General features: G+C 59.3%; 18 protein-coding genes. 10 read left to right on the plus strand and 8 right to left on the minus strand.

The window, feature by feature from the left end; all coding sequences use genetic code 11:
• Positions 1-3: 3 nt before the first annotated feature.
• Positions 4-1,578 carry a glutamine-hydrolyzing GMP synthase gene (gene guaA, locus HMPREF3042_RS01340; RefSeq protein WP_070855848.1) on the plus strand — a complete coding sequence of 525 codons (1,575 nt, stop codon included), beginning with the start codon at positions 4-6 and terminating at the stop codon, positions 1,576-1,578.
• 4 nt (positions 1,579-1,582) lie between these two features.
• Here guaA and HMPREF3042_RS01345 read toward each other — a convergent pair whose 3' ends face one another.
• Positions 1,583-2,344: a hypothetical protein gene (locus HMPREF3042_RS01345; RefSeq protein ID WP_070855849.1), complete on the minus strand. Its 762-nt coding sequence runs from the start codon at positions 2,342-2,344 to the stop codon at positions 1,583-1,585.
• 65 nt (positions 2,345-2,409) lie between these two features.
• Here HMPREF3042_RS01345 and HMPREF3042_RS01350 point away from each other — a divergent pair, with 65 nt between their 5' ends.
• The 3 genes from HMPREF3042_RS01350 (at position 2,410) to HMPREF3042_RS01360 (ending at position 5,257) form a co-directional block, all read left to right on the plus strand.
• Positions 2,410-2,715 (plus strand): antibiotic biosynthesis monooxygenase family protein, encoded by a 306-nt coding sequence (locus HMPREF3042_RS01350; RefSeq protein WP_038629377.1) that lies wholly within the window; start codon positions 2,410-2,412, stop codon positions 2,713-2,715.
• Between the two features lie 182 nt (positions 2,716-2,897).
• Positions 2,898-3,593, plus strand: a complete 696-nt coding sequence (locus HMPREF3042_RS01355; RefSeq protein WP_070595978.1) for a hypothetical protein — start codon at positions 2,898-2,900, stop codon at positions 3,591-3,593.
• Positions 3,593-5,257: a Y-family DNA polymerase gene (locus HMPREF3042_RS01360; protein ID WP_070855850.1), complete on the plus strand. Its 1,665-nt coding sequence runs from the start codon at positions 3,593-3,595 to the stop codon at positions 5,255-5,257. The genes HMPREF3042_RS01355 and HMPREF3042_RS01360 overlap by 1 nt, the downstream gene beginning before the upstream one ends.
• A gap of 42 nt (positions 5,258-5,299) precedes the next feature.
• Here HMPREF3042_RS01360 and HMPREF3042_RS01365 read toward each other — a convergent pair whose 3' ends face one another.
• Positions 5,300-5,980 (minus strand): AMIN-like domain-containing (lipo)protein, encoded by a 681-nt coding sequence (locus tag HMPREF3042_RS01365; RefSeq protein WP_070855851.1) that lies wholly within the window; start codon positions 5,978-5,980, stop codon positions 5,300-5,302.
• Between the two features lie 163 nt (positions 5,981-6,143).
• Here HMPREF3042_RS01365 and HMPREF3042_RS01370 point away from each other — a divergent pair, with 163 nt between their 5' ends.
• On the plus strand, positions 6,144-7,055 hold the full coding sequence (locus HMPREF3042_RS01370) for a sucrase ferredoxin (protein WP_070851187.1): 912 nt from the start codon (positions 6,144-6,146) through the stop codon (positions 7,053-7,055).
• A gap of 24 nt (positions 7,056-7,079) precedes the next feature.
• Here the strand turns inward: HMPREF3042_RS01370 and HMPREF3042_RS01375 are convergent, their stop codons facing one another.
• From HMPREF3042_RS01375 to HMPREF3042_RS01385, 3 genes are all read right to left on the minus strand, one after another.
• On the minus strand, positions 7,080-7,712 hold the full coding sequence (locus tag HMPREF3042_RS01375; protein ID WP_224433327.1) for a methionine ABC transporter permease: 633 nt from the start codon (positions 7,710-7,712) through the stop codon (positions 7,080-7,082).
• Positions 7,713-7,777: 65 nt separating this feature from the next.
• Positions 7,778-8,827: a methionine ABC transporter ATP-binding protein gene (locus HMPREF3042_RS01380; protein WP_070855852.1), complete on the minus strand. Its 1,050-nt coding sequence runs from the start codon at positions 8,825-8,827 to the stop codon at positions 7,778-7,780.
• A gap of 64 nt (positions 8,828-8,891) precedes the next feature.
• Positions 8,892-9,758, minus strand: a complete 867-nt coding sequence (locus tag HMPREF3042_RS01385) for a MetQ/NlpA family ABC transporter substrate-binding protein (RefSeq protein WP_070855853.1) — start codon at positions 9,756-9,758, stop codon at positions 8,892-8,894.
• 247 nt (positions 9,759-10,005) lie between these two features.
• Here HMPREF3042_RS01385 and HMPREF3042_RS01390 point away from each other — a divergent pair, with 247 nt between their 5' ends.
• From HMPREF3042_RS01390 to HMPREF3042_RS01410, 5 genes are all read left to right on the plus strand, one after another.
• Positions 10,006-13,245, plus strand: a complete 3,240-nt coding sequence (locus HMPREF3042_RS01390; RefSeq protein ID WP_070855854.1) for an error-prone DNA polymerase — start codon at positions 10,006-10,008, stop codon at positions 13,243-13,245.
• Between the two features lie 18 nt (positions 13,246-13,263).
• A complete protein-coding gene (locus tag HMPREF3042_RS01395) occupies positions 13,264-15,228 on the plus strand; it encodes an alpha/beta hydrolase family protein (protein ID WP_070855855.1) in 1,965 nt (654 codons plus the stop codon).
• Positions 15,229-15,259: 31 nt separating this feature from the next.
• The gene (locus HMPREF3042_RS01400; RefSeq protein WP_038627766.1) at positions 15,260-15,799 is read left to right on the plus strand and encodes a tRNA (cytidine(34)-2'-O)-methyltransferase; all 540 of its coding nucleotides are present in this window, start codon (positions 15,260-15,262) and stop codon (positions 15,797-15,799) included.
• Positions 15,800-15,867: 68 nt separating this feature from the next.
• Positions 15,868-16,725: a bifunctional methylenetetrahydrofolate dehydrogenase/methenyltetrahydrofolate cyclohydrolase gene (locus HMPREF3042_RS01405; protein ID WP_070855856.1), complete on the plus strand. Its 858-nt coding sequence runs from the start codon at positions 15,868-15,870 to the stop codon at positions 16,723-16,725.
• 20 nt (positions 16,726-16,745) lie between these two features.
• Entirely contained in the window at positions 16,746-17,114 is a 369-nt protein-coding gene (locus HMPREF3042_RS01410) for a DUF3017 domain-containing protein (RefSeq protein WP_070851183.1), read from the plus strand.
• A gap of 6 nt (positions 17,115-17,120) precedes the next feature.
• Here HMPREF3042_RS01410 and HMPREF3042_RS01415 read toward each other — a convergent pair whose 3' ends face one another.
• From HMPREF3042_RS01415 to HMPREF3042_RS01425, 3 genes are all read right to left on the minus strand, one after another.
• Positions 17,121-18,257 carry a homoserine O-acetyltransferase MetX gene (locus HMPREF3042_RS01415; RefSeq protein ID WP_070855857.1) on the minus strand — a complete coding sequence of 379 codons (1,137 nt, stop codon included), beginning with the start codon at positions 18,255-18,257 and terminating at the stop codon, positions 17,121-17,123.
• A gap of 45 nt (positions 18,258-18,302) precedes the next feature.
• Positions 18,303-19,625 (minus strand): O-acetylhomoserine/O-acetylserine sulfhydrylase, encoded by a 1,323-nt coding sequence (locus tag HMPREF3042_RS01420; protein WP_070855858.1) that lies wholly within the window; start codon positions 19,623-19,625, stop codon positions 18,303-18,305.
• 460 nt (positions 19,626-20,085) lie between these two features.
• Positions 20,086-22,308, minus strand: coding sequence for an NADP-dependent isocitrate dehydrogenase (locus HMPREF3042_RS01425; protein WP_070855859.1), 2,223 nt, complete (start codon positions 22,306-22,308; stop codon positions 20,086-20,088).
• Between the last annotated feature and the right edge of the window lie 78 nt (positions 22,309-22,386).

The raw sequence follows: 22,386 nt of genomic DNA on the forward strand, positions 1-22,386 counted from the left end.
GGCGTGTCTGAACAGGTGACTAAGCCCGTCCTCGTCGTGGACTTCGGTGCGCAGTATGCGCAGCTCATCGCGCGACGTGTGCGCGAGGCAAAAATTTATTCCGAAGTGGTCTCGCATGATGCGACGACCGAAGAAATCAAGGCCAAGAACCCGGCCGCGCTGGTGCTGTCCGGCGGCCCGTCCAGTGCCTACGCCGAAGGTGCCCCGAAGCTCAACCCAGAGTGGCTTGAGCTGGGCATTCCGGTGTTTGGTATTTGCTACGGTTTCCAGGCGATGACTGAGGTGCTCGGCGGCACGATCGCTGCTACCGGTGACCGTGAGTACGGCCGCACGCAGCTAAACGTCGTCGACGGTGGCGGTGTCGCTCACGCTGGTGTGCCGGAGACGCACGAGGTGTGGATGAGCCACGGTGACGCGGTGTCTGAGGCACCGGAGGGCTTCACCGTTACGGCGTCCACCAAGGGTGCTCCGGTAGCCGCTTTCGAGTGCTTGGAAAAGCGCATGGCCGGTGTGCAGTACCACCCGGAGGTCAACCACTCGCCGTATGGTCAGCAGGTTCTGGAGAAGTTCCTGTACGAGATTGCTGGCCTGGAGCCGGACTGGACTGCCGCTAATATCGCGGAAGAGCTGATTGAGCAGGTCCGTAATCAGGTCGGTGAGACCGGTCGCGCAATTTGCGGTCTGTCTGGCGGCGTTGACTCCGCAGTTGCCGCCGCGCTGGTGCAGCGCGCTATTGGTGACCGTCTGACCTGTGTCTTCGTCGACCATGGGCTGCTGCGTCAGGGCGAGCGCGAGCAGGTTGAGAAAGATTTCGTTGCCGCAACTGGTGCGAAGCTGATTACCGTCGACGACTCCAAAATCTTCCTGGATGCTTTGGCTGGTATCACCGATCCGGAGACCAAGCGTAAGACTATCGGCCGTGAGTTCATCCGATCCTTCGAGCGCGCTGTCGCTCAGGCGCTGGAGGGGGCTCCGGAGGGCGAGACCGTGGACTTCCTGGTTCAGGGCACCCTGTACCCGGATGTGGTGGAGTCCGGTGGTGGGTCTGGTACCGCCAACATCAAGAGCCACCACAACGTCGGTGGTCTGCCGGATGACGTTGAGTTCACCCTCGTTGAGCCGCTGCGCCTGCTGTTCAAGGACGAGGTCCGTGCGGTCGGCCGTGAGCTGGGGCTGCCGGAAGAAATCGTTGCTCGTCAGCCGTTCCCGGGTCCGGGGCTTGGTATCCGCATCATCGGCGCTGTCGATGAGGAGCGCCTGGATACCCTCCGCCGTGCCGACGCCATTGCGCGCGAGGAAATGACGGCCGCAGGTATGGATGAGGTTGTCTGGCAGTGTCCGGTCGTCCTGCTTGCCGACGTTCGCTCGGTCGGTGTTCAGGGCGATGGTCGTACTTATGGCCACCCAATTGTGCTGCGCCCGGTTTCCTCCGAGGATGCGATGACCGCTGACTGGACTCGCGTTCCGTACGACACTTTGGAGAAGATCTCCACGCGTATTACCAACGAGGTGCCAGAGGTCAACCGAGTGGTCCTGGATGTGACTTCCAAGCCGCCGGGAACCATTGAGTGGGAGTAAGCCACTAGTTGGCAAGGGCCGTGTCTGTGAGTTGTGCAAACTCGCGGGCGCGGCCCTTTTCCGTCAGGGCCGAATTGTTCCTGGTGATGGTGATGCGCTTATCGGCCACGAGTGTGTGGAGGGCTGCGCTCACGGCATCGTCGTCAAGCATGGCGAAGTAAGACAGCTGGTCGGTGAAGAAGACGTAGTTGTCGCGCAGACGTGCGGTGAAGAGGACCGCGAGGATGCGGGCCTCTGGTGAGTCGGCGGGATAAGGGCAGCGTTGGGCGAAGTCGTCGGGAAGTTGTGTGGCCATCGGGAGGAAGCCGAATTGCCGCGGCAGGATTGCGCAGGTAGCGGTGATGGCGGACAGAACTAGGGTCACTATGCAGGCGATCGGTGTAGAGGAGATTCGTTCGGCGACAGCAGCAATAATCCATGCGCCGGGGAAAATCAGCAGCACGCTTACGCTGGAGGTCCAAGAGATGTCGTTTGGTGACTCACGCATCGGCTCGGCGAAATAGGATGGCCGAGTTTCTTTGGTGGGTGTTTTTGCCTGGCGCACGAAAAGAGTGGCGCCGATGAGGGCCAGTAAAAGCGCTATCATGATCCACCAGCCAATGGAGCCGATGATATGGGCGTTAAGCAGCGCGAGCAGCGTAATCACTGCGGTGATGACGCCAATCGCCGTCCCCAGCCGCACGGGATTATTGATAAATTTTGTCGTGCGTTGAGTTGCGTCTTGGTAAGACCCTGAAGAGTGTTGGTGGCGGCTGCATTCAGTCATACTTCTTAAGTTTAGTAGCGGTGGAACTATAGATTGTTGAGAGTCGTGTGGCTAGTGTTATGACCATGAGCATTGTAAAAATTAACGCTATTACCGTTCCTGAGGGTGCGGGAGAAGAGCTCGAACGTCGCTTTTCCGCTAACTCTTCGAAAATGACCGATGTCCCGGGTTTTATTGGTTTCCAGCTGCTGCGTCCAACCGCAGGGGAGAGCCGCTACTTCGTCTTCACTGAGTGGGAGAGCGAGGAGGCCTACCAGGGGTGGCGTGAGGGCCGTGCGTTCAAGGCATCGCATGAGGGCGAAAAGCGCAAGCCGGTGTCGTCGTCGGCTGATTTGCTCGAATTCGATGTAGTCCTGGATGTGAAGGCGTAAGCATTACGCAATGTAGTGTTCGGCTGAGGTTAGAGCGTCGCGCGGTGGTGTGCGGCGCTTTTCTTCGCACATTAATATCGAACGTACGTGCTATTTAAGGTAGTGTTTAATCCGCTTGTTGGGAAAGAATATTCGAGCAGGGTTCGTGGTGGGCATGGCAGTGAGATGAGGTGGAACAAGAAGTGACAACGGCGGTCAATATTGCTGCGGGGCAGTCTAGGGAGCAGACTATTGCGGCATTGCGGCAGGCGATGGCAGCCCAGTCTGGTGGGACTGCAACTGGTGCAACCTTTGGGCTCGGTGAGGCGCTGCCGGTGCCGGTGGCGTTGGAAAATACGTTGGCGGGAGCAGTGCGAAAAGGGGCTGTCAGTGTCATTGAACAGCCCGGTGCGGTATTGGCAGGCCTAATCGCGGAAGTTACGAAGACAGGTCATGTTGCGCTAGTTGGGCTCTCCGAGCAGGGGTTGCTCTCCGTGGTGGAGTTGGGCGGGAAGCTATCGAACATTGTCTGTGTGCCAGATCCTGGAATGCAGCCACTTGAAGTAATTGGGCTGTTGGCGGACGGCGTTGACTTGGTGGTGGCTTCGTTGGCACGCACTCCGCCGCCGTCGCAGGCACGTCCGCTGCAGGCACGACTGCGCACGAGTGGTTGTGCTCTGGTTTTTGTCGGGCAGCAGTGGCCGGGCGCTGAGTCGGAAATTTCCAGCTCTGTTGCTGGTGTTTCCGGGATTGGTACTGGTTATGGCCGGATTCGGGCAGTGGATTACCACGTCAGTGTGTCGGGGACGCGGTTTCCGCGGAGGCAGTGCCGTTGGCGGGTGGGGGAACAGGTGGAACAGAACAATGTGGTCGCCTTTCCCGCACAGAGGAGGTCCTAATGGCAGCGGCGGAATCGAGCCGTGTGGTGGCGCTATGGCTTCCTGATTGGCCAGTGCAGGCAGCGCATCTAGCATCTGTGACGTCGCAGGCTAATCCGCTCAGTCCAGTTGCAATTGTGGGTGATAGCGGAGTCGCTGCTTGTTCTCCAAGTGCGCGCCGTGCAGGGGTACGGCGCGGGCAAAGTCGTCGCCATGCGGAAGCGTTGTGCCCGGAACTGGAGGTTGTCGAGGAAAGTGCGGTGCGCGACGCTGCGGAATTCGAATCCGTGCTGCAACGGTTGGAGGCGGTGGCAGCTGGTGTCGAAGCTCTACGGCCAGGCTTGGCGGTTGTGGCAGCGCGAGGGGTAATGCGTTATTACGGCGGACAGGATGTGGCCTTGGAAAAGCTGCTTGATGCCGCTGCAGTACCGGGCGTGGACTGCAGCTTGGGGCTCGCGGACGATATTGTGACAGCTATTTTGGCAGCGCGCCGGGGAGTGCTGGTAGCTCCCGGGGAGGATGAAGGCAAAAGATTTCGGCAGGGAATCTCTCTGGTGGAGCTTAGGGCGGAAAGTGCACTGGAGATGCCCGCAGAGCTTGCGAAGTCGTGGCAGGAACTCGGTCTGCGCACATTGGGAGATGTCGCTGCGTTGCCGAAGCGGGATATAGCCAACAGGTTTGGGGCGCAGGGGGCTAGATGGCACGATTTGGCCTGCCGTGGGGAAGTTCGGTTGGTGGCGCCGCGATCTTTGCCGCCAGGATTGGCGGTGAGCTACCAGTCTTGGGAGAGTCCACTCCGGAGAGTGGATGAGGCCTCATTCGTCGCGCGCTTTCTAGCTGGGCAACTGCATGAACAGCTTTTTAGCCATGGGTATTCGTGTTACCGCTTAGCGGTGGTGGCGCAGTTTAGTGACGGCTCAGAGGTGCGCAGAGTATGGCGCTGCACTGAGCCACTGGCAGAACAGACTACGGCTGACAGAGTTCGGTGGCAGCTCGATGGCTGGCTGAATAACAGGAATCGGCAGCAGCCACGAGGGAACAGCGACACTGGTGCTGGAGTTGTTGGCTGCGCTGAGGAAAATGACGGAGATGATAGCCGCGGAATCGTAGAGCTGCAGTTAGAGCCACTGGATGTGGTCGCCGCCGGGACTGTAAAGCAGGATTTGTGGCACGGTAGTGATGATGCGCGAGCTAAAGCGCGCCGGGCTGCAGAGCGTGTGCAGGGGTTACTGGGGCCAGAGGCAGTACAGCAACCAGTCATGCAAGGCGGGCGTGGCCCAGGCGAAAGAGTGGGATTTGTCGCTTTCGGAGAAAACCCCAAAAACACAAAAACCGCGGAAATTAATCAGCCATGGCCGGGAGCTGTTCTTGCCCCCAATCCGGCAATTATTCCCGCGACTGCAAATGCAGAGGTGGAAGTGCTCGACGCCGATGGGCACACCGTGGGCGTAACTGGGCGAGCGACCATGACGGCGGAACCGTCCCTGGTGCGACATGGAGTAACAACATATCGCGTGTCATCGTGGGCTGGGCCCTGGCCGATTGATGAGCGCTGGTGGGTACCCGATGAGGCTCGCCGAGCGGCAAGAATACAAATCCGTGCGGTAGCGAATGACGGTACCATCGCCGCCTGGTTGCTCATAGTGCATGCCGGCGCATGGAGAATCGAGGGTGCTTACGCGTAGAGACGCAGTGGAGGAGGAGGAGTGCGTCGGTGGGCAAACCGATTACTTCGATTGGAAGTCAATAACCAGGCGGTTCGGATTGCTCAACGAGAAAACCTTGAACGGGGTCTTATCTCCCTTGAGCCCGACGACATACTGAGTCTGCCCCTCGAAGGTTCCGGCACCGACGACTTCCTTAATAACGGAAGTCGATGTCGGCTTGACCGAGTCAGAGGGGAAGTCCTCCATCTGGAAATCAAAGGGGTAGCCCATGCCCCGCAAGTCGATTACCAGCTTGGCTGTGCCGTCGACAGAAATCGGCTTGCCGGAGCCCTGCTGGGTTGGGACATCCTCGTAACGGACGAAGTATCCCGGTGTGCCCTCGCCGGTGAGTTCAAAGACAATACGGTCATAACCGTCGTGGGAACCGACGCGGACATCTTGAATACCCAAGTAAGCGCCATCGGAAGGAGCAGCTTCTGCGGAGGAGCTAGTGAAATCGCCCTCCGGAGCAGCATCGTCATCCATGGTGGTCTGCGCCGCCGCAGACGAGCTAGTGGAGCTGCTAGAGCTGCTCGACAAATCGGAGGTGCCAGCGGTTGAGTCAGTTTTCATAGACAGTGCAGCAGCCGAGTCTGAGGAGGAGTCAGAGGAGCAGGCACCGAGAGCTAGACCCAATGCGAGGCACAGGGATGCCGCGATACGGGTACGAGTGCGCGAAGCATCCAGCGATTTCGTATTCATACGTCCGACGGTATGTGCGCAGTTGCGGAATTTCAACAAACTGAACTGCAAAAGCCGAGCTCAAAAGTATTTGTTGTCAAAGTGTTGCGCAATAGTAATAAAACAGGGGTGAACGCTGCGACCTAAGACCCAATCGCAGAGGCACTCAATTACGCTTAGGCGTATGAGCCAGGCCAAATTTGATACCACCTGTTCCGCTCAGATGGCTGAGCCGCTTCCCGGTACCGCAAAAGCCGGAAAGCTCTTTATTGCGTTGGAGCACCAACTCGGTTGGTCGCACGATATTTTTGACGGCGGGGTATGGGGAGCAGAGATCACCGGTCAGGTAGAAGCCTGGTTATCTGAGCGCGGTGGCGCGTTGCAGCTAATTCGCAAACCAGGCCGAATCGGCCAGCAGCCGTGTGATGGCGTTAACGTCTATATCGCGCATTGCGAGTCAGCGGATGGCTCTGAGGTTTTCCTCGAACATCGCATGGTTGCCGATGTTAAAGACCTGATGACTCTGGATATCCGGCTTGGACAGCCCACCGAGGGGGCCACTCGTCTAGACCATCCACTGTTTCTCATCTGTACGCACGGTAAGCGCGATCGTTGCTGTGCGATTAAAGGTCGCCCGCTCGCTGCGGCGATGCACAACCTCTACCCAGAGGTCGTGTGGGAAACTTCCCACTCTAAGGGGCACCGCTTTGCGCCGGCTAGCGTACTGCTGCCATGGAATTACAGCTTTGGACGTCTGAGTGCGGTGGACGCCAAGGGGGTTATCGAAGACGCTCAGCGGGGCATCGTGCATGCAGAGGGCTGCCGCGGCCGTGGTATCTACACCCCGCAGGGGCAGGCAGCCGAGTTGGCTGTGCGTCGTCAAGCAGATGCGTGGGGCGTAGACGACGTCGCACGCGTTGACGTCGACGGTACGACTGCGGTCGTCGTGCTTTACGACGGCCCCAGCGACCGCGACAAGGTCGTGGAATACGAAGTGGCCCTGGAGAAAATCACCACAGAAGGTGTTGTGTCTTCCTGCGGTGATGCTCCAGGGCCAAAGAAGGGCTGGGCTGCGGTCGAAGTAACCCGCCGCTAGCTAATGGCTAGCTAATGTGTGCGGCTACCTGCGCATAATCTTCTTGGAGAGCCAGTTGCCGAAGATCTGCGCCAACTGGACGATGAAGATGATGACCAGGGTTGTCACCAGAGTGACGTTCCAGTCGAATGCCTGGTAGCCGTAGGTGATTGCGAAGTTGCCCAGTCCGCCGCCGCCGATGTAGCCGGCCATAGCCGACATGTCGACCACGGCGATGAATGCGAAGGTGTAGCCAAGTACCAGTGGGCCCAGTGCCTCCGGCACGACGACCGTACGGATGATGCGCCACGGACTTGCGCCCATCGCACGGGCGGCCTCAATCACGCCGGGGTCGATGGACATCAAGTTCTGCTCCACCAGTCGCGCGATGGCGAATGTGGCGGCAATCGACATGACGAACACCGCGGCTTCGGTGCCGATCGTGGTGCCGACCACGTTCTTTGTCAGTGGGCCGATGGCCGTAACCAAGATGATGAACGGGATTGGGCGAACAAAGTTAATCAGGACATTGAGGACCTGGTAGACAAACTTGTTGCGCAACACGCCACCGTCGCGGGTGGTGTAGAGCAGCACGCCGATTGCCAGACCTGCGACACCACCAATCAACATGGCGACACAGACCATGTAGAGCGTCTGGCCGAATGCCTCGCCCAGCATTGGGCCGAGGCTCTCCCAGTTGGTGTCCTTGCCACTCACCGATGGCAGAGAGTTTAAGAGACCGATCATGATGCAAGCTCCTCTACCTGTGTCAGTTCGGAAATGGCAGCAATGGCGGCATCGAAATCAGAGGAATCCGAGACGGAATCACCTGTCAGCGGAGTCAACCGCAAAGTAAGGCGACCGTAGGACTTCGCCTGCACATTGGCGACTGCACCGTGTGCCACCGAGGCGGCGACACCGTGGGCACTAGTGGCCTGTGCTAGAGCACCGAGGTCAACACCGTCATTGATAGTGATGGTGATCAGGCGAGCCGCTGCGCTCTCGGCAGACTGATTCACCGAATCGCGTTCACGGCCAATTGGAACATCGCGCAGTGCGGTGGTGGCGAAGCGGCGGCCAACCTCAGTCTTGGGATTGGCGAAGACCTCGTGAACCGTACCAGTTTCGACGATGTGCCCATTTTCCATGATGGCCATGCGGTCAGCGATACCGCGCACAACCGACATGTCATGGGTAATCAGCACGATAGTGACACCCATTTCGCGATTGATGCGACGCAGCAGATCCAGGACACCGGAAGTAGTTTCCGGGTCGAGTGCCGAGGTGGCTTCGTCGGCAAGCAGGAGCGTCGGTTCGGTGGCGAGCGCACGGGCGATGCCGACACGCTGCTTCTGTCCACCCGAGAGCTGCTCTGGGAAGGACTCCGCCTTGTCGCCGAGACCGACGAACTCCAACAGCTCCTGGGCGCGAGCGCGGCGCTTGGCCTTCGGCATACCGGCCAGTTCCAGCGGGTATTCAACGTTGCGAATCGCGTTGCGCGAATGGAAGAGGTTGAAGTGCTGGAAAATCATGCCGATATTGCGGCGCAGGCCCCGTAGCCGGCGCTCGGAGATGCCGACGATGTCGGTGTCATCCAGCAAAACCTGCCCTGATGTTGGCTTTTCCAGGCCGTTAATCATACGGATGAGCGTTGATTTACCGGCGCCGGAATAACCGATGACGCCGAGGATTTCGCCGGGTTCAACGGTCAGGTTGATGTCGGCGAGCGCGGTGACGTCGCCGAATTGCTTGTTCAGCTCGCGGAATTCGAGCTTCGTTCCCTTGTTGGTCACGAATGAATCAGTGCCCCTTGGTCTGTGTTCCCTGGTGTTGGGCGGTGCTTAAGCGGCAGTGGCCTTAGTTCTGCTCGCGCTGCTGCTCTTCGACGCGGTCCAGAATGTCCTGCAGCTCCTTAGCTGAACGGTCAACCGGAACCGAGGTGCCCTTGGAGTCCTCTGCGACTGCGTCCTGGACCTCCTTGGAGTGCCAGATCTTGGAGAGCTCCGCGTACTTCGGGTCGTCAGCATTTTCAGCCTTGGTGACAAAGACGTTGATGTACGGCTCTGCCTCCGTGGAGTTCGGGTCATCCTGGAAGATGGCGGTGTTCGGGTCGATACCGGCGCGGTCCAGGAAGGAGTTATTAATAATGGCAGGCTTACCCTCGCCGTAGGCAGCCGGAGTCTGAGCGGCATCCACCGGCAGAACCGTGACTGTGGAAGCTTCCTTATCGATGTCGGCCGGGGACGGAGTCAGCAGGTCATCCTGCTTCAGCTTTAGCAGGCCAGCCTGAGCCAGCACGTTAATAGCGCGTCCCTGGTTGGAAGGGTCGTTCGGGATAACGACCTCGGTGCCCTTCTTCAGCTCATCAACCGACTTGTGGTCCTTCCAGAACAGAGCCAGCGGGACAATCTCGCTCGAGCCAATCGGAGTCAGGTCCGACTTAGCGCCGACGTTGTACTCAGCCAGGAACTTGATGTGCTGGAAGAGATTGACGTCGAGCTGGCCCTCATCGAGTGCGCGGTTCGGAGTCTGGTAGTCGGAGAAGTTCTGAACATCCAGATCAATGCCCTGTTCAGAAGCCTTCTGCTCGAAAACGGTCCAGGCCTTCTTGCTGGCATCCGTGGTGCCGATGCGAATGGCGTCATCCGAGCTGCCACAGGCAGTAAGGCCGGTTGCGGCGAATGCGACAGTGAGTACACCGGCGGAAAAACGCTTGAGGTTCATCGAGGGGTCTCCTTATTTAATGGGATTTGTTAGCTGAAGTTTTAAGGCAGAACTAGACCAAGCTGTCTTTAATTCTGGGGTTAAGGCTAGCACTTGCCCAGGTAGTGCTGAAAATTTAACTTCAGCCTAAACAGTCGAGTGTTGCTGAGGTGTGACTTACGGATGCGTCCCGGGGGTGGCGCTTAATGCAGATTTTAATCGAAAATGCTTTTGAATACAGTCCGTGGGTTGAGTTAATGTTCGTGGCATGGAAAACATCTCGGACGGACAGTCGGAGCAGTCCGGTCGGCCACTGAGCTGGTCGCGGATTGAGCGTATTCTATCGGGTAAATTTTCAGGAAAACTACAGCCTAATGGTAGCTTCAACGGCTGGCGGGGACAGCTGTCAGATTCCATCGTTGGGGCTTTTGAAGCTCCGGAAAGCGGCGCTGGTGGCAGAGGTGGCATGTCATTTACGCCTGCGGATATTAAGGCGGAATTGCACTGTCGTTCGAGTTATTCGTTCCTGCATGGCGCATCGGATCCGGAAGAATTGGTGTCCGAGGCTGTGCGTTTGGGGTTAAACGTGTTGGGGCTGACAGATCGCGATGGTTTCTATGGAATCGCTCGTTTTGCCGAGGCTGCAGCGGAGGCTGGTATTGCCACAATCATCGGCGCGGAGCTGGGGCTTCCGCAGCGGCCCCTCACGGTGCTGGGGCGGGGGCCCGAGGGCTATCGGCGCCTGAGCCACGCGCTGTGTGATGCGCATATGTCGGCAGGGGAGAAGTCCGTCGTCCGCTATCCTCCACTGCCAAAGTTGGGGGAGGCTGCAGGTGGTTTCTGGCAGGTGCTTGCCGACGTTAACTGGCTCGGCGACCTGGAAGAACTTATTGCGGCCTTCGGTGCGGAGAATGTGGCACTCGAACACCGCGTGAGCCCCACCGCGCAGGCGGCCGATGACGCGGAAGCTATTTCAGCCGCAGCTGTGAAGTATGGCCTGCGGGAGGTGGTTTCCTCTGCTGCGACGTCAGCTTCGCCTGCGACAAGCCGGTTGGCTGGGGCTAAACAGGCTCTTGCTGTGAGAGAGGACTTAGACGGGTTCGAGTCACGACTGGAGCCGGCAGGCGGAGCTTGGTTGCGTTCGTGGGAGGAGCTAGCGGCGGCAACACGGTATCTGGGGGTGCAGGTGCTGCAGTCAACACAGGACATTGCAGGTGAGTGTGCTTTTACGCTTGACCTCATTGCGCCTGAGTTGCCTCGCTGGGAAGTGCCAGAGGGCCACGATGAGGACTCCTGGCTGCGGGAAATTGCCCGTGCGGGGGCACGGCGGCGGTATGGTCCGGTCGATGGAGCTGGGGACGGCTCCGTGCAAGCGCGGGCGTGGGCGCAGTTAGAACATGAGCTGACTGTGATTCGAGAGCTGGGCTTTCCGGGCTACTTCCTCATCGTGCACGACATCTGTGAGTTCTGTCGCCGGGCGGGAATTCTGGCGCAGGGGCGCGGTTCGGCCGCTAACTCGGTGGTGTGTTTTGCGCTGGGGATCACCAATGTTGACCCCATTAGCGCCGGGCTGTTGTTCGAGAGGTTTTTGTCGCCAGAACGGGATGGTCCGCCGGATATTGATGTAGACATCGAGTCTGGTCGTAGGGAAGAGGTTATCCAATACGTCTATGAAAAGTATGGTCGTGACAATGCTGCGCAGGTAGCCAATGTCATTACCTACCGGCGGCGCGGCGCATTGCGCGATGCGGCGCGGGTGTTGGGATACTCGCCGGGCGTTATCGATGCGTGGGTCAGAGACCGGGAAGCGTGTCCGCCGGAGCCGGTGCGGAAACTGGCGGAGCAGCTTCGTGGGCAGCCTCGTCATTTAGGCATTCACTCTGGCGGAATGGTGATTTGTGATCGGCCGATTGCGGATGTCGTGCCAGTGGAATGGGCACGCATGGAGGGGCGCTCAGTAGTGCAGTGGGATAAGGATGACTGTGCGGCAGCGGGACTGGTGAAGTTCGACCTGCTTGGCCTCGGAATGCTGGAGGCCATCCACCATTGCATTGACTTGGTCTATGAACAGCATGGGCGCCGAGTGAACCTGTGGGAAATAGATGTCGCTGAACCGGAGGTTTACGAGATGTTGGCACGCGCGGACGCGGTGGGCGTGTTTCAGGTGGAATCGCGCGCGCAGCTGGCCACCTTGCCCCGACTGAAGCCGAGGGAGTTCTTTGATCTGGTGGTGGAGGTGGCACTCATTCGCCCAGGCCCCATTCAAGGCGGTAGCGTGCACCCCTACATTCGCCGCCGAAATGGACTCGAACCGGTGACCTATGAGCATCCGGTGTTGGAGAAGTCTCTCGGGAAGACACTGGGCATTCCGCTATTTCAAGAGCAGCTGATGCAAATGGCCGTCGATGCGGCGGATTTCAGCGGGGCGGAAGCGGACTCGCTGCGCCGCGCTATGGGGTCGAAGCGCTCAGTGGCCAAAATGGAAGCGCTCCATGCCCGTTTTCTGGCTGGGCTGGAGCGCACCAGTGGCATTGATGCGGATATTGGGGAACAACTGTGGAACAAGATAGTGGCCTTTGCCGCCTACGGTTTCCCTGAATCACACGCGCAGTCGTTTGCCTCCTTGGTGTATTTCTCGGCCTGGTTTAAGTACCACTATCCGGCGGAGTTCTGTGTAGCGTTGCTCCGTGCTCAGCCCATGGGGTTTTACTCTCCGCAGTCGTTGATTGCCGATGCCCGCCGGCACGGTATCGGCTGCGATGGTCCGGATATCGCAGTTTCAGGCGTGGAAGCCAGCGTCATCGATGGGCGCATTCGCTTAGGGCTCGGTGCCATCTCCGGTGTGGGCAATGACGTGGCGGAGCGCATTGTCGCAGCGCGCCCATTTGTCGACGCAGCAGATGTCGCCCGCAGAGCTCGGCTGGGTGTTGGGCACATGGAAGCACTGGCGCGCGCAGGGGCACTTGGGTCGCTGGGGATTGACCGTCGTCAAGCACTGTGGGCGGCGGGCGTGGCGGCAACGGAAAGTGAGGGCATGCTGCCGGGGCTCACGCTTGCCGACGCACCGGCGTTGCCCGGCATGACGGAGTTTGAGCTGGCAGCCGCTGATTTGATGGCAACGGGCGTGACCCCAGGGCAGTACCCGGTGGCCGCGTTGCGGGCAGACCTGCAGGAACGTGGAGTGGTGCCTGCGGCGGAACTGAAAGCAGTGCCCGACGGAACACGGGTGGAGGTGGCGGGAGTCGTGACGCATAGACAACGTCCGGGGACCGCTGGCGGAGTGACATTTTTGGGCATGGAGGACGAAACTGGGCTGGTGAATGTGCTGTGCACGCCGGGGCTGTGGAATCGATTTCGGCCGGTAGCGGTGAATTCGCGGGCGATGGTGGTGCGCGGTATCGCGCAGACAGCCTCTGGTGCGGTGACAATCGTGGCCGATCGTCTGGTGGATATGTCCGAGGCTCTGGGGCGGCCGGTGGTAGCAGGTCGAAGTAGAGATTTTCGCTGACTATTAGAATGGATTGTCATGCGCCAGACCTATGAATCCTCGTTAGCGCCGGATGGGAGTGCGATTGCCTTCATTGTCCGCGATAGCGGCTACCCGCATGCAGTACAGCAGGAGATTACTCCGGAGGGGCTAGGGCAGGAACGCCCCGTGAAACTGCCGGTGGAAGGCCCGGTCACCAGGGTGCTGCACTCCCCGGATGGAAAGTGGATTGCCTGCGAGGTCTCTCCATACGGCACGGAGCGACTGCAGACCTGGCTGGTATCCACCGATCCGGAGGTCGACGGTGCCCGACCCCTGCGCATGGATGCGGATATGCGCGCAACACTGGTGGAATGGGATAACGATCTCCTAGCGATGAACGCGGTCGATGCCCAGGGCATTAACTATGCACGTTTGGTCAACCCGACGAACTCAAAGTATGAGGTCATTGATAAACGCACTGACAGCCAACTGGTAGCGGCTGAAAGTGGGTTTGGCCTCGTGCGGGTGGGTCCGCGAGGTCACCGTGAACTACTGCTAGTCGGGCCGGGGCAGCAGTGGCAGCCGCTGTTGCCATCCGATCCTGGCTCCACCACGGATGCCGGTGTCTTATTGGCGCATCCGGGGCAGGAGAAACTGACCGCATTCGTGCTCTCAGATCATGGCGCGGAACAGCGTCGCATCCTGCGCCTGGGTATTACTCCCGACAGCGGTATCAGCACCACTGAGCCGCGTACAGCGGAATCGACCGCAGCGGAGATTTTGGATATGAAGATCGGCATCGAAGTTGATGTCGAGGAGTTCATTGGCAATCCGGATCAAGACGTCGAAGAATTCGTCATTAGTGAGGATTCCTCCACTGCGGCTGTGCTGTGGAATAGCGGTGGGGTCAGCACGCTCGAGGTGCTAACCCTTGGCCTTCACCCGCAGACTGACGACATGCGGGTGATGGTGCGCCGCAATGTGGAATTGCCGGGCATGGTTGCGCGCGAGCTGTCAATCTCCGGGGACGGTGAGCTGATCTCCCTGACAGTAGAAGGGCCAGGCCTTGCGCCAACGGTGGAGATTCTGCGCAATATCGGTGGTGTCATTGAGCCATTGGATATGGAACGCACCGAACGGATTTTGGCTCTGGAAGAGAAGAATCTGGAGACCATGCCGGCCCCAGAACTGGTCTACTTTGTCTCCCGCGATGGGCTGGAACTCTCTGGCTGGCTCTACCTTCCAGAGTCGGTGCGCAATAGTTCTAATGACGTTTCCGGAAACGCACTACCGCCGGCTTTCATCCACATCCACGGCGGCCCAGAACTGCAGGCAAAACCCATTCACCACGATGTTCTAGCCAGCATTGTGGAGGCGGGATTCGTGGTGTTCACACCTAATGTGCGCGGTTCCTCGGGGTCCGGTAGGTCATTCGAGCACGCGGGCGACCGCTATGGACGCTTTGCCGCTATTGCGGATATCGCAGCGGCGCGTGCCTTCCTCGTTGATGCCGGGTTGGCGGACCCAGAACGCATTGCCCTGGGTGGGCGATCCTACGGTGGCTTCATGTCGCTGTTGGCCTCGGCGTGGTACCCGGATCAGTTTGCTGCCATCGTGGATGCCTGCGGAATGACAAGTTTTGAAACCTACTACCAATCCACAGAACCCTGGTTGGCGCAGGCCGCGTTCCCTCGATACGGCTACCCGTACCAGGATGCTGAGCTTCTGCGCGATATCTCGCCACTGCACCGTGCGGAGGAAATGAAGGCTCCAACCCTATTCATCCACGGCGAGTGGGATACCAACGTGCCTCCGCGAGAGTCCGGTCAGATGCGCAACGCCATGGACGCCTATGGTGTGCCCACTGATTTTCTGGTGGTTGAGGGAGAGGGCCATAAGTTCTCGAAGCCGAGGAGCCGAGCGCTCATCGGTGAGACCATCATCGCGTTTTTCGCCGAGCACGGCGTGTGTGATGCGGCGCCCAGCGCGTCAACGGCAGTAGAAACTAACAACGATCAGTAATAGAAGCAGCGGAAAAGAACTGACAGAAGAAATGAATAGCGCCACGACCGAGCCGACGAACGCCGAGCCAACCAACTCCACAGACTGGATTAAGAGCCACACCTGCCACGTGCTTTTTGACCGGCCTGTCATCCCGCCGAACACCGGAAACGCTATCCGCATGTGTGCGGGCTCTGGAGCTATGTTGCATCTGGCCAAGCCACTGGGGTTCAACTTCGATGACAAGAATCTGCGTCGCGCCGGGCTGGATTACCATGACCTGGCCGATGTGCGTATTCACGATTCCATCGATCAAGCGTTGGAGACCTTTGCCAGCCAAGGGTGCCGCATCTTTGCCTTTACCGCACACGCTGACACTTGGCACACAGACATTGAGTACACGAACACCGATGTACTGCTCTTTGGCCCGGAGCCAACCGGGTTGGAACAGTCAGTGCTCGATGATTCGCGAATTACGCAATTAATCCGAATTCCCATGTTGCCCGCTCGTCGCAGCATGAATCTTTCCAACGCCGCTGCAGTGGCTGCTTATGAAGTCTGGCGTCAGCAGGGCTTTATGGGCGGTAAATAGGGTCAAAGGCGAGGGCGGTTACAGGGCGTTTCTGGGCATTATTCGCTCCTGTGCTTAAGATAAATGCCATGGCAGCGACAAAGCTTGATGGCAAACTCTACCGAGACGAAATCTTTGAAGACTTGGAAAAGCGCGTTGAGCGTTTGAAGGAAGCCGGCCACACTCCGGGCCTGGCCACTGTGTTGGTTGGTGATGATCCAGGCAGCCACTCTTACGTCAAGATGAAGCATCGCGACTGTGAGCAGATTGGTATCGCCTCTATCCGCCGCGATCTCCCAGCTGACACCACGCAGGAAGAACTCGAGGCAGTAATCACCGAGCTGAACGAAAGCCCGGAGTGCACAGGCTACATTGTTCAGTTGCCACTGCCGAAGCACCTGGATGAAAACCGTATTCTGGGCCTCATCGATCCGGAGAAGGACGCCGATGGCCTCCACCCGGTAAACCTGGGCAAGCTGGTCCTCAACGAGCCAGCACCACTGCCGTGTACCCCAAACGGCTGTATCCACCTGCTGCGACGCTTTGGCGTCGAGCTCAATGGAGCCAAGGTTGTTGTTATCGGCCGCGGTGTCACCGTCGGTCGCCCGATCGGACTGATGCTCACTCGCCGCAGCGAGAACTCCACTGTGACGCTGTGTCACACCGGCACCAAGGACTTGGCCGCTGAAACCCGTCAGGCTGATGTCATCATCGCAGCCGCTGGTGTCGCCCATATGCTTACTGCAGACATGGTCAAGCCTGGCGCTGCTGTACTCGACGTGGGAGTTTCGCGTGTCGACGGCAAGCTGGCCGGTGACGTTGCTGATGACGTCTGGGACATTGCCGGTTACGTATCCCCGAACCCAGGTGGTGTCGGCCCACTTACTCGCGCTTTCCTCGTACGCAATGTCGTCGAGCGCGCTGAAAAGCTCGCTGGCCTGGCCTAGTCAGCCAGGAGGAAGAAGTCATGTCGAAAAGGGAAATTGCGCAGCGTGCCCGGCGGGAAGATCTGCCGGATCCAATGCTGAACCCGCATAGCCCGAAGACCCCGCCGCCGGGGGCATCGTGGCCAATGTGGGTGCAGTACACGATTTATGGCGCGCTCTTTTTCGGCATGTCTGCCTTCGTCGTGTTCCTGGGGTTGGAGCGTTGGCGACGCGCCACATTCATGCTGGGAATCACAATGATGCTGCTCGGCGTGGCTAGGCAGTACCTGCCGGACAGCATTCTAGGCGTGTTCTCTGTACGATCCCGGGCCTTTGACCTATGGTTTTGCTCCATAATCGGGATGGGGATTGTATTCCTCGCAGTCAGCGTGGATGCGCTGGGAAGCTAGCTGGCATTAGCTGACATCGCGAGCGAGGAAAATACGCACAATCGAATCCACCCGCTCGAACTCCGTCAAGAATCCGTCGTGCCCCACGGCGGATTCAATCTTTTCTAGCCCCATGCAGTTGCCCAGATTGCGGGCGAGGTGCTCCTGCTGGTGGAAGGGGTAGAGAATGTCCGTGTCCACACCGGCAACCATGGTCGGCACGGTTGACGAGTGCAGCGCCTCATTGAGGCCACCGCGATCACGGCCAATATTGTGCCGATTCAAGGTATCGGTGAGCACGACATACGATCCGGCATCGAAACGCTGAGCCAGCTTCTTCGCCTGATGATCCAAGTAGCTTTCTACCTGGAATCGGTCTTCCGTGCGCATCGCGCCCAGCGGATTCTCACCGGGCTGCGCTGCCGCACCAAAGCGGTCATCCATCTCCAGCTCGCCACGGTATGTCAAATGCGCGACCCTGCGTGCAAACCCCAGACCTCGGGTCGGGGTCACACCGCAGTCGTAGTAGTCGCCGCCATGCCAATCGGGATCGGACTCAATGAATTGAATCTGTGCAGACTGAATACCAATCTGCCAAGCAGACGCACGTGCGCCGACACACATCACCAATGCCTTGCCGACGAAATCCGGGTGCATCAGTGACCACTCAAGCGCGCGGGCCCCACCCAAGGAGCCACCAATGACAGCTTGGAGGCGGGAAATTCCCAGTTCTTGCAGCGCAAGGTGCTCCACTGTCACCGTGTCGCGCACGGAGATGGCGGGGAAGCGAGAGCCCCAGGGCTTGCCGTCGTCCGGATGCGGACTGGAGGGGCCAGTTGTACCGCGACAGCCGCCGATGACGTTGGTGCAGATGATGCAGTACTCGTCGGTATCCAGTGCGCGGGCAGAGCCAATCATCCCGTTCCACCAACCCGCAGTCGGGTGGTACTCATCCGAGGGGCCGGAAGCGTGGGCGTCGCCGGTTAGAGCGTGCTCGAGGAGGATGACATTCGAGCAGTCGTCGTTAAGCCGGCCCCAGCGTTCGAACTCGACGGTGACGTCGGGGATGACCGCGCCAGCTTCGGTGGTGACATCGCCGATAAAGACACGCCCCGGCTCGCCCTCGGGTGGGAGGGCGGCCGGGGTAGATGGGGAAAAGCTCATGCCTTATAGACTACTTAGTCCGTCATATGTCTGTGTACAAACGGTCTACGCGAGTGCTGCGAAGCCGCCCTCGAGGTCAGCGATGATGTCATCGATGTTCTCGATACCGACGGAGAGACGCACGGTGGCCTGGGAAATGCCGGCGCGAGTCAGACCCTCCTCATCGGACTGGGAGTGAGTGGTGGTGGCCGGGTGGACAACCAGCGAGCGGACATCACCGATGTTGGCGACGTTGGAGTGCAGCTTCAGAGCGTCAATGAACTTCCAAGCCTTGGCGGTGTCGGCATCCTTCAAGTCGAAGGAGAGCACGCCGCTGGCGCCGGAGAGACCCAGCTTGGTCAGGGTTTCGTGCCACGGGGAGCTCGGCAGGCCAGCGTAGTTGACCTTGGCGACCAGCGGGTGGTTCTCGAGGAACTCGGCGACAGCCTTGGCGTTTTCATTGTGGCGCTCGATGCGCAGAGACAAGGTGTCGAGGCCCTGCGCCAGAACCCACGCGTTGAACGGAGCCGGAGTAGCACCAGTGTCGCGGAGAATGCCAGCGCGGGCGCGCAGTGCGAAGGCCGGGGCGCCCAGGTCGGCGAACTTCAGGCCGTGGTAAGCCTCGTCGGCCTCGGTGAAGTGCGGGAAGATAGAGCGGCCGTTGCGGGTCTGAGTCCAGTCGAACTTGCCACCATCGACGATGACACCGCCGAGGGAGGAACCGTTACCGGTCAGGAACTTGGTGGTGGAAGAAACCACGATGTCAGCACCGTGCTCGAGCGGGCGCAGCAGGGCAGGGGTCGGAACCGTGTTGTCGACAATCAGCGGAACGTTGTTGCGGTGTGCAACCTCTGCGATAACCGGAATGTCCAGGATGTCGATCTGCGGGTTGGCGATGGATTCACCGTAGAAACCGACGGTGTTGTCCTGAACTGCTGCCTGCCAGGACTCCGGGTCATCCGGGTTCTCGACGAAAGTGCAGTCGATGCCAAGGCGCGGCAGGGTGACCTTGAACAGGGTCTCAGTACCACCGTAGAGGCGCGGCGAAACGACGAAGTGGTCGCCCGCACGAGCCAGGGTGAGAACAGCAGCGGTCTCAGCTGCCTGGCCGGAGGCGAACAGTACGGCTGCGACGCCACCCTCAAGGCTGGCGATGCGCTGCTCGACGGCATCCACAGTCGGGTTGGTCAGGCGGGAGTAAATCGGGCCTGCATCCGAGAGGTTGAAGCGGTTGGCAGCGTGCTCAGCGGAATCGAAGACGTAGGAGGAGGTGTTGTAAATCGGCAGGTTACGCGCGGAGGTCTGTGCGTCCGGAGCGAAGCCGGCGTGAATAGCGCGAGTGGACAGGCCCCAGTCGGCGGCGTTGCTGTTGTCGTACTTGGTGGTCATTTCAGATACTTCCTTGCGGTTTTTGAGGTTGTTCAAAACGTTGCTTACAAACAATAGTGAACCAAGCTGTCTATTGCAAAGTTTTAGAAAAACCCAAGGTAAGAGGGTGTGTGTATCTGTGTCGAGAGTGCTATAGCCCGCTTAGTACGGATTGGTTTGATTAGTCGTGGGGTGTGATTAGTTGTGGGGGGCGGGGCATTGGGCGCTGCGGTGTCGAGTGTCGGGTTGAGCCAAGCTGAGGGCTGGGGATGGGCGAAAAGTACCGGAGACCGCCGAAGGGCGCTCGAAGTTGTCAAGGCCGTTATGGAGGTTAGGGCACAGAAAAAGCCCCACGCATCATGTGCATCAAATGCAACATGAGCGAGGGGCTATCGCCTGAAATCGGCGGGCAGTCTAGGTCGGCCAAGGCCAGCCTGGACCAACCAGACCAGCCAGACCACCCAGGGGCAAGCAGTTAGTCCTACTTCTTCAGACCGTCGATGATCTCGTTGAACTCAGCGGACGGACGCATAACTGCGGAGGTCTTCTCATCGTCCAGCAGGAAGTAGCCACCGAGATCAGCTGCGGAACCCTGAGCATCAATCAGGGTCTTCGTGATGGACTCTTCCTTCTCCGTGAGGGCCTTAGCGACCGGTGCGAAAGCTTCCTTCAGCTCGGAGTTCTCGTCCTGCTTGGCCAGCTCCTGTGCCCAGTAGAGAGCCAGGTAGAAGTGGGAGCCGCGGTTGTCGATCTCGCCAGCCTTGCGGGACGGCGACTTGCCCTCGTCGAGCAGGGTAGCGGTTGCCTTGTCCAGAGCCTCGGCCAGGACGCGCGGACGTGGGTCGTCGTCATCCTCAGCGGCGTAGCGCAGAGACTCGGCCAGTGCCAGGAACTCACCCAGGGAATCCCAGCGCAGGTGGTTTTCTTCCTGAACCTGCTGGACGTGCTTCGGGGCGGAACCGCCTGCACCGGTCTCGAACAGACCGCCGCCGGCCATCAGCGGCACGACCGACAGCATCTTAGCGGAGGTACCCAGCTCCATAATTGGGAACAGGTCGGTGAGGTAGTCACGCAGAACGTTACCGGTTACGGAAATGGTGTTCTCGCCGCGGCGGATGCGCTCGAGGGAGAACTTGGTGGCGGACACCGGATCCATGATGCGGATATCCAGGCCCTCGGTGTCGTGATCTGCCAGGTACTCGTTGACCTTGCTGATCAGGTTGTTGTCGTGCGCACGCTGCGGGTCCAGCCAGAACACTGCAGGGTCACCAGTGATACGAGCGCGGTTAACGGCTAGCTTCACCCAGTCGCGGATTGGGGCGTCCTTGGTCTGGCAGGAGCGCCAGATGTCACCCTCGGCGACGTGGTGCTCAATCAGAACCTCGCCAGCGGAGTTGATGACCTGCAGGACACCGTCAACCGGAACCTGGAAAGTCTTGTCGTGGGAGCCGTATTCCTCAGCCTTCTGAGCCATCAGGCCGACGTTCGGGACAGATCCCATGGTTGCCGGGTCGAAAGCGCCATTGGCGCGGCAATCGTCGATAACCGCCTGGTAGACGCCGGCGTAGGAAGAGTCCGGGATAACAGCGAGAGTGTCGCTCTCTTCGCCGCTCGGGCCCCAGCCCTTGCCGCCGTTGCGGATTAGTGCAGGCATGGAGGCGTCAACGATGACGTCGGACGGAACGTGGAGGTTGGTGATGCCCTTGTCGGAGTTCACCATGTAGAGGGCCGGGCCCTCCTTCAGGTCCTTTTCAATCGCGGACTTGACGGCTGCAGCGGTTGCGTCGTCAAGCTTGTGCAGGCCGTCGAGGATAGCGGCGAGGCCATAGTCCGGAGTCAGGTTGGCAGCAGCCAGCTTGGACTCGAACTTTGGGAAAACAGATGGCAGGAAGGCCTTGACAACCTCGCCGAAAATCAGCGGGTCGGAGACCTTCATCATGGTGGCCTTCAGGTGGACGGAGAACAGGATGTTCTCGCGCTTTGCGCGACGGATCTGAGCGCGGAGGAAGTTGTCCAGGATGTGGACGTTCATGCCCGTGCCGTCAATAATCTCGCCCTTGAGGACCGGCATGTCCTTCTTCAGGGTGATGATCTGGCCGTCGTTGGACTCGAGCTGGTAAGTCAGCTTGTCGTCTTCCGGCATGACAATGGACTTCTCATTGTGGCGGAAGTCGTTGGAGGCCATGGTGGCGACGTTGGTCTTGGAGTCTGCGGACCAAGCGCCCATGCGGTGCGGGTGCTTGCGGGCGTAGTTCTTCACCGGCTCCGGAGCGCGGCGGTCGGAGTTGCCCTCACGCAGTACCGGGTTAACGGCAGAGCCCTTGACTTTGTCGAACTTTGCGCGGTCGGCGGTCTCTTCCTCGCCTTCCGGCTGCGACTTGTACTTCGGAATGTCGTAGCCCTTTTCCTGCAGCTCTGCGACAGCGCGCTTAATCTGTGGGACGGATGCAGAGATATTCGGCAGCTTGATGATGTTGGCGTCCGGCTCCTTGACCAGCTTGCCCAGGGCTGCCAGCGCATCTTCTACCTTCTGCTCGTCCGAAAGGCGCTCCGGGAACTGAGCCAGAATGCGGCCTGCGAGGGAGATGTCGCGGGTTTCAACATTGACACCAGCCTGGCTTGCAAATGCCTCCACGATGGGCTTCAGCGAGTAGCTCGCCAGCAGAGGGGCTTCGTCAGTACGGGTCCAAATAATTGTCGCCATAATTCATGTCTCCTATCTGTTTTGTTCCACGATAACCCAGTTTTGAATCTTGGGTTGTGTCGGGGCATAGCGCAAAAA

Origin of the sequence: Corynebacterium sp. HMSC074C05 (genome assembly GCF_001838325.1) — a bacterium.
In the GTDB taxonomy this organism is placed as follows: domain Bacteria; phylum Actinomycetota; class Actinomycetes; order Mycobacteriales; family Mycobacteriaceae; genus Corynebacterium; species Corynebacterium amycolatum.

Excerpts from the sequence above, each read along its gene's own strand:
- HMPREF3042_RS01405 (WP_070855856.1), top strand. The coding sequence starts at position 15,868 with ATGGCAGCGACAAAGCTTGATGGCAAACTCTACCGAGACGAAATCTTT.
- HMPREF3042_RS01345 (WP_070855849.1), bottom strand. The coding sequence starts at position 2,344 with ATGACTGAATGCAGCCGCCACCAACACTCTTCAGGGTCTTACCAAGAC.
- HMPREF3042_RS01365 (WP_070855851.1), bottom strand. The coding sequence starts at position 5,980 with ATGAATACGAAATCGCTGGATGCTTCGCGCACTCGTACCCGTATCGCG.
- HMPREF3042_RS01395 (WP_070855855.1), top strand. The coding sequence starts at position 13,264 with ATGCGCCAGACCTATGAATCCTCGTTAGCGCCGGATGGGAGTGCGATT.
- HMPREF3042_RS01420 (WP_070855858.1), bottom strand. The coding sequence starts at position 19,625 with ATGACCACCAAGTACGACAACAGCAACGCCGCCGACTGGGGCCTGTCC.
- HMPREF3042_RS01400 (WP_038627766.1), top strand. The coding sequence starts at position 15,260 with ATGAATAGCGCCACGACCGAGCCGACGAACGCCGAGCCAACCAACTCC.
- HMPREF3042_RS01375 (WP_224433327.1), bottom strand. The coding sequence starts at position 7,712 with ATGCTGGGCGAGGCATTCGGCCAGACGCTCTACATGGTCTGTGTCGCC.
- HMPREF3042_RS01415 (WP_070855857.1), bottom strand. The coding sequence starts at position 18,257 with ATGAGCTTTTCCCCATCTACCCCGGCCGCCCTCCCACCCGAGGGCGAG.
- HMPREF3042_RS01350 (WP_038629377.1), top strand. The coding sequence starts at position 2,410 with ATGAGCATTGTAAAAATTAACGCTATTACCGTTCCTGAGGGTGCGGGA.
- HMPREF3042_RS01410 (WP_070851183.1), top strand. The coding sequence starts at position 16,746 with ATGTCGAAAAGGGAAATTGCGCAGCGTGCCCGGCGGGAAGATCTGCCG.
- HMPREF3042_RS01425 (WP_070855859.1), bottom strand. The coding sequence starts at position 22,308 with ATGGCGACAATTATTTGGACCCGTACTGACGAAGCCCCTCTGCTGGCG.
- HMPREF3042_RS01390 (WP_070855854.1), top strand. The coding sequence starts at position 10,006 with ATGGAAAACATCTCGGACGGACAGTCGGAGCAGTCCGGTCGGCCACTG.
- HMPREF3042_RS01385 (WP_070855853.1), bottom strand. The coding sequence starts at position 9,758 with ATGAACCTCAAGCGTTTTTCCGCCGGTGTACTCACTGTCGCATTCGCC.
- HMPREF3042_RS01370 (WP_070851187.1), top strand. The coding sequence starts at position 6,144 with ATGAGCCAGGCCAAATTTGATACCACCTGTTCCGCTCAGATGGCTGAG.
- HMPREF3042_RS01360 (WP_070855850.1), top strand. The coding sequence starts at position 3,593 with ATGGCAGCGGCGGAATCGAGCCGTGTGGTGGCGCTATGGCTTCCTGAT.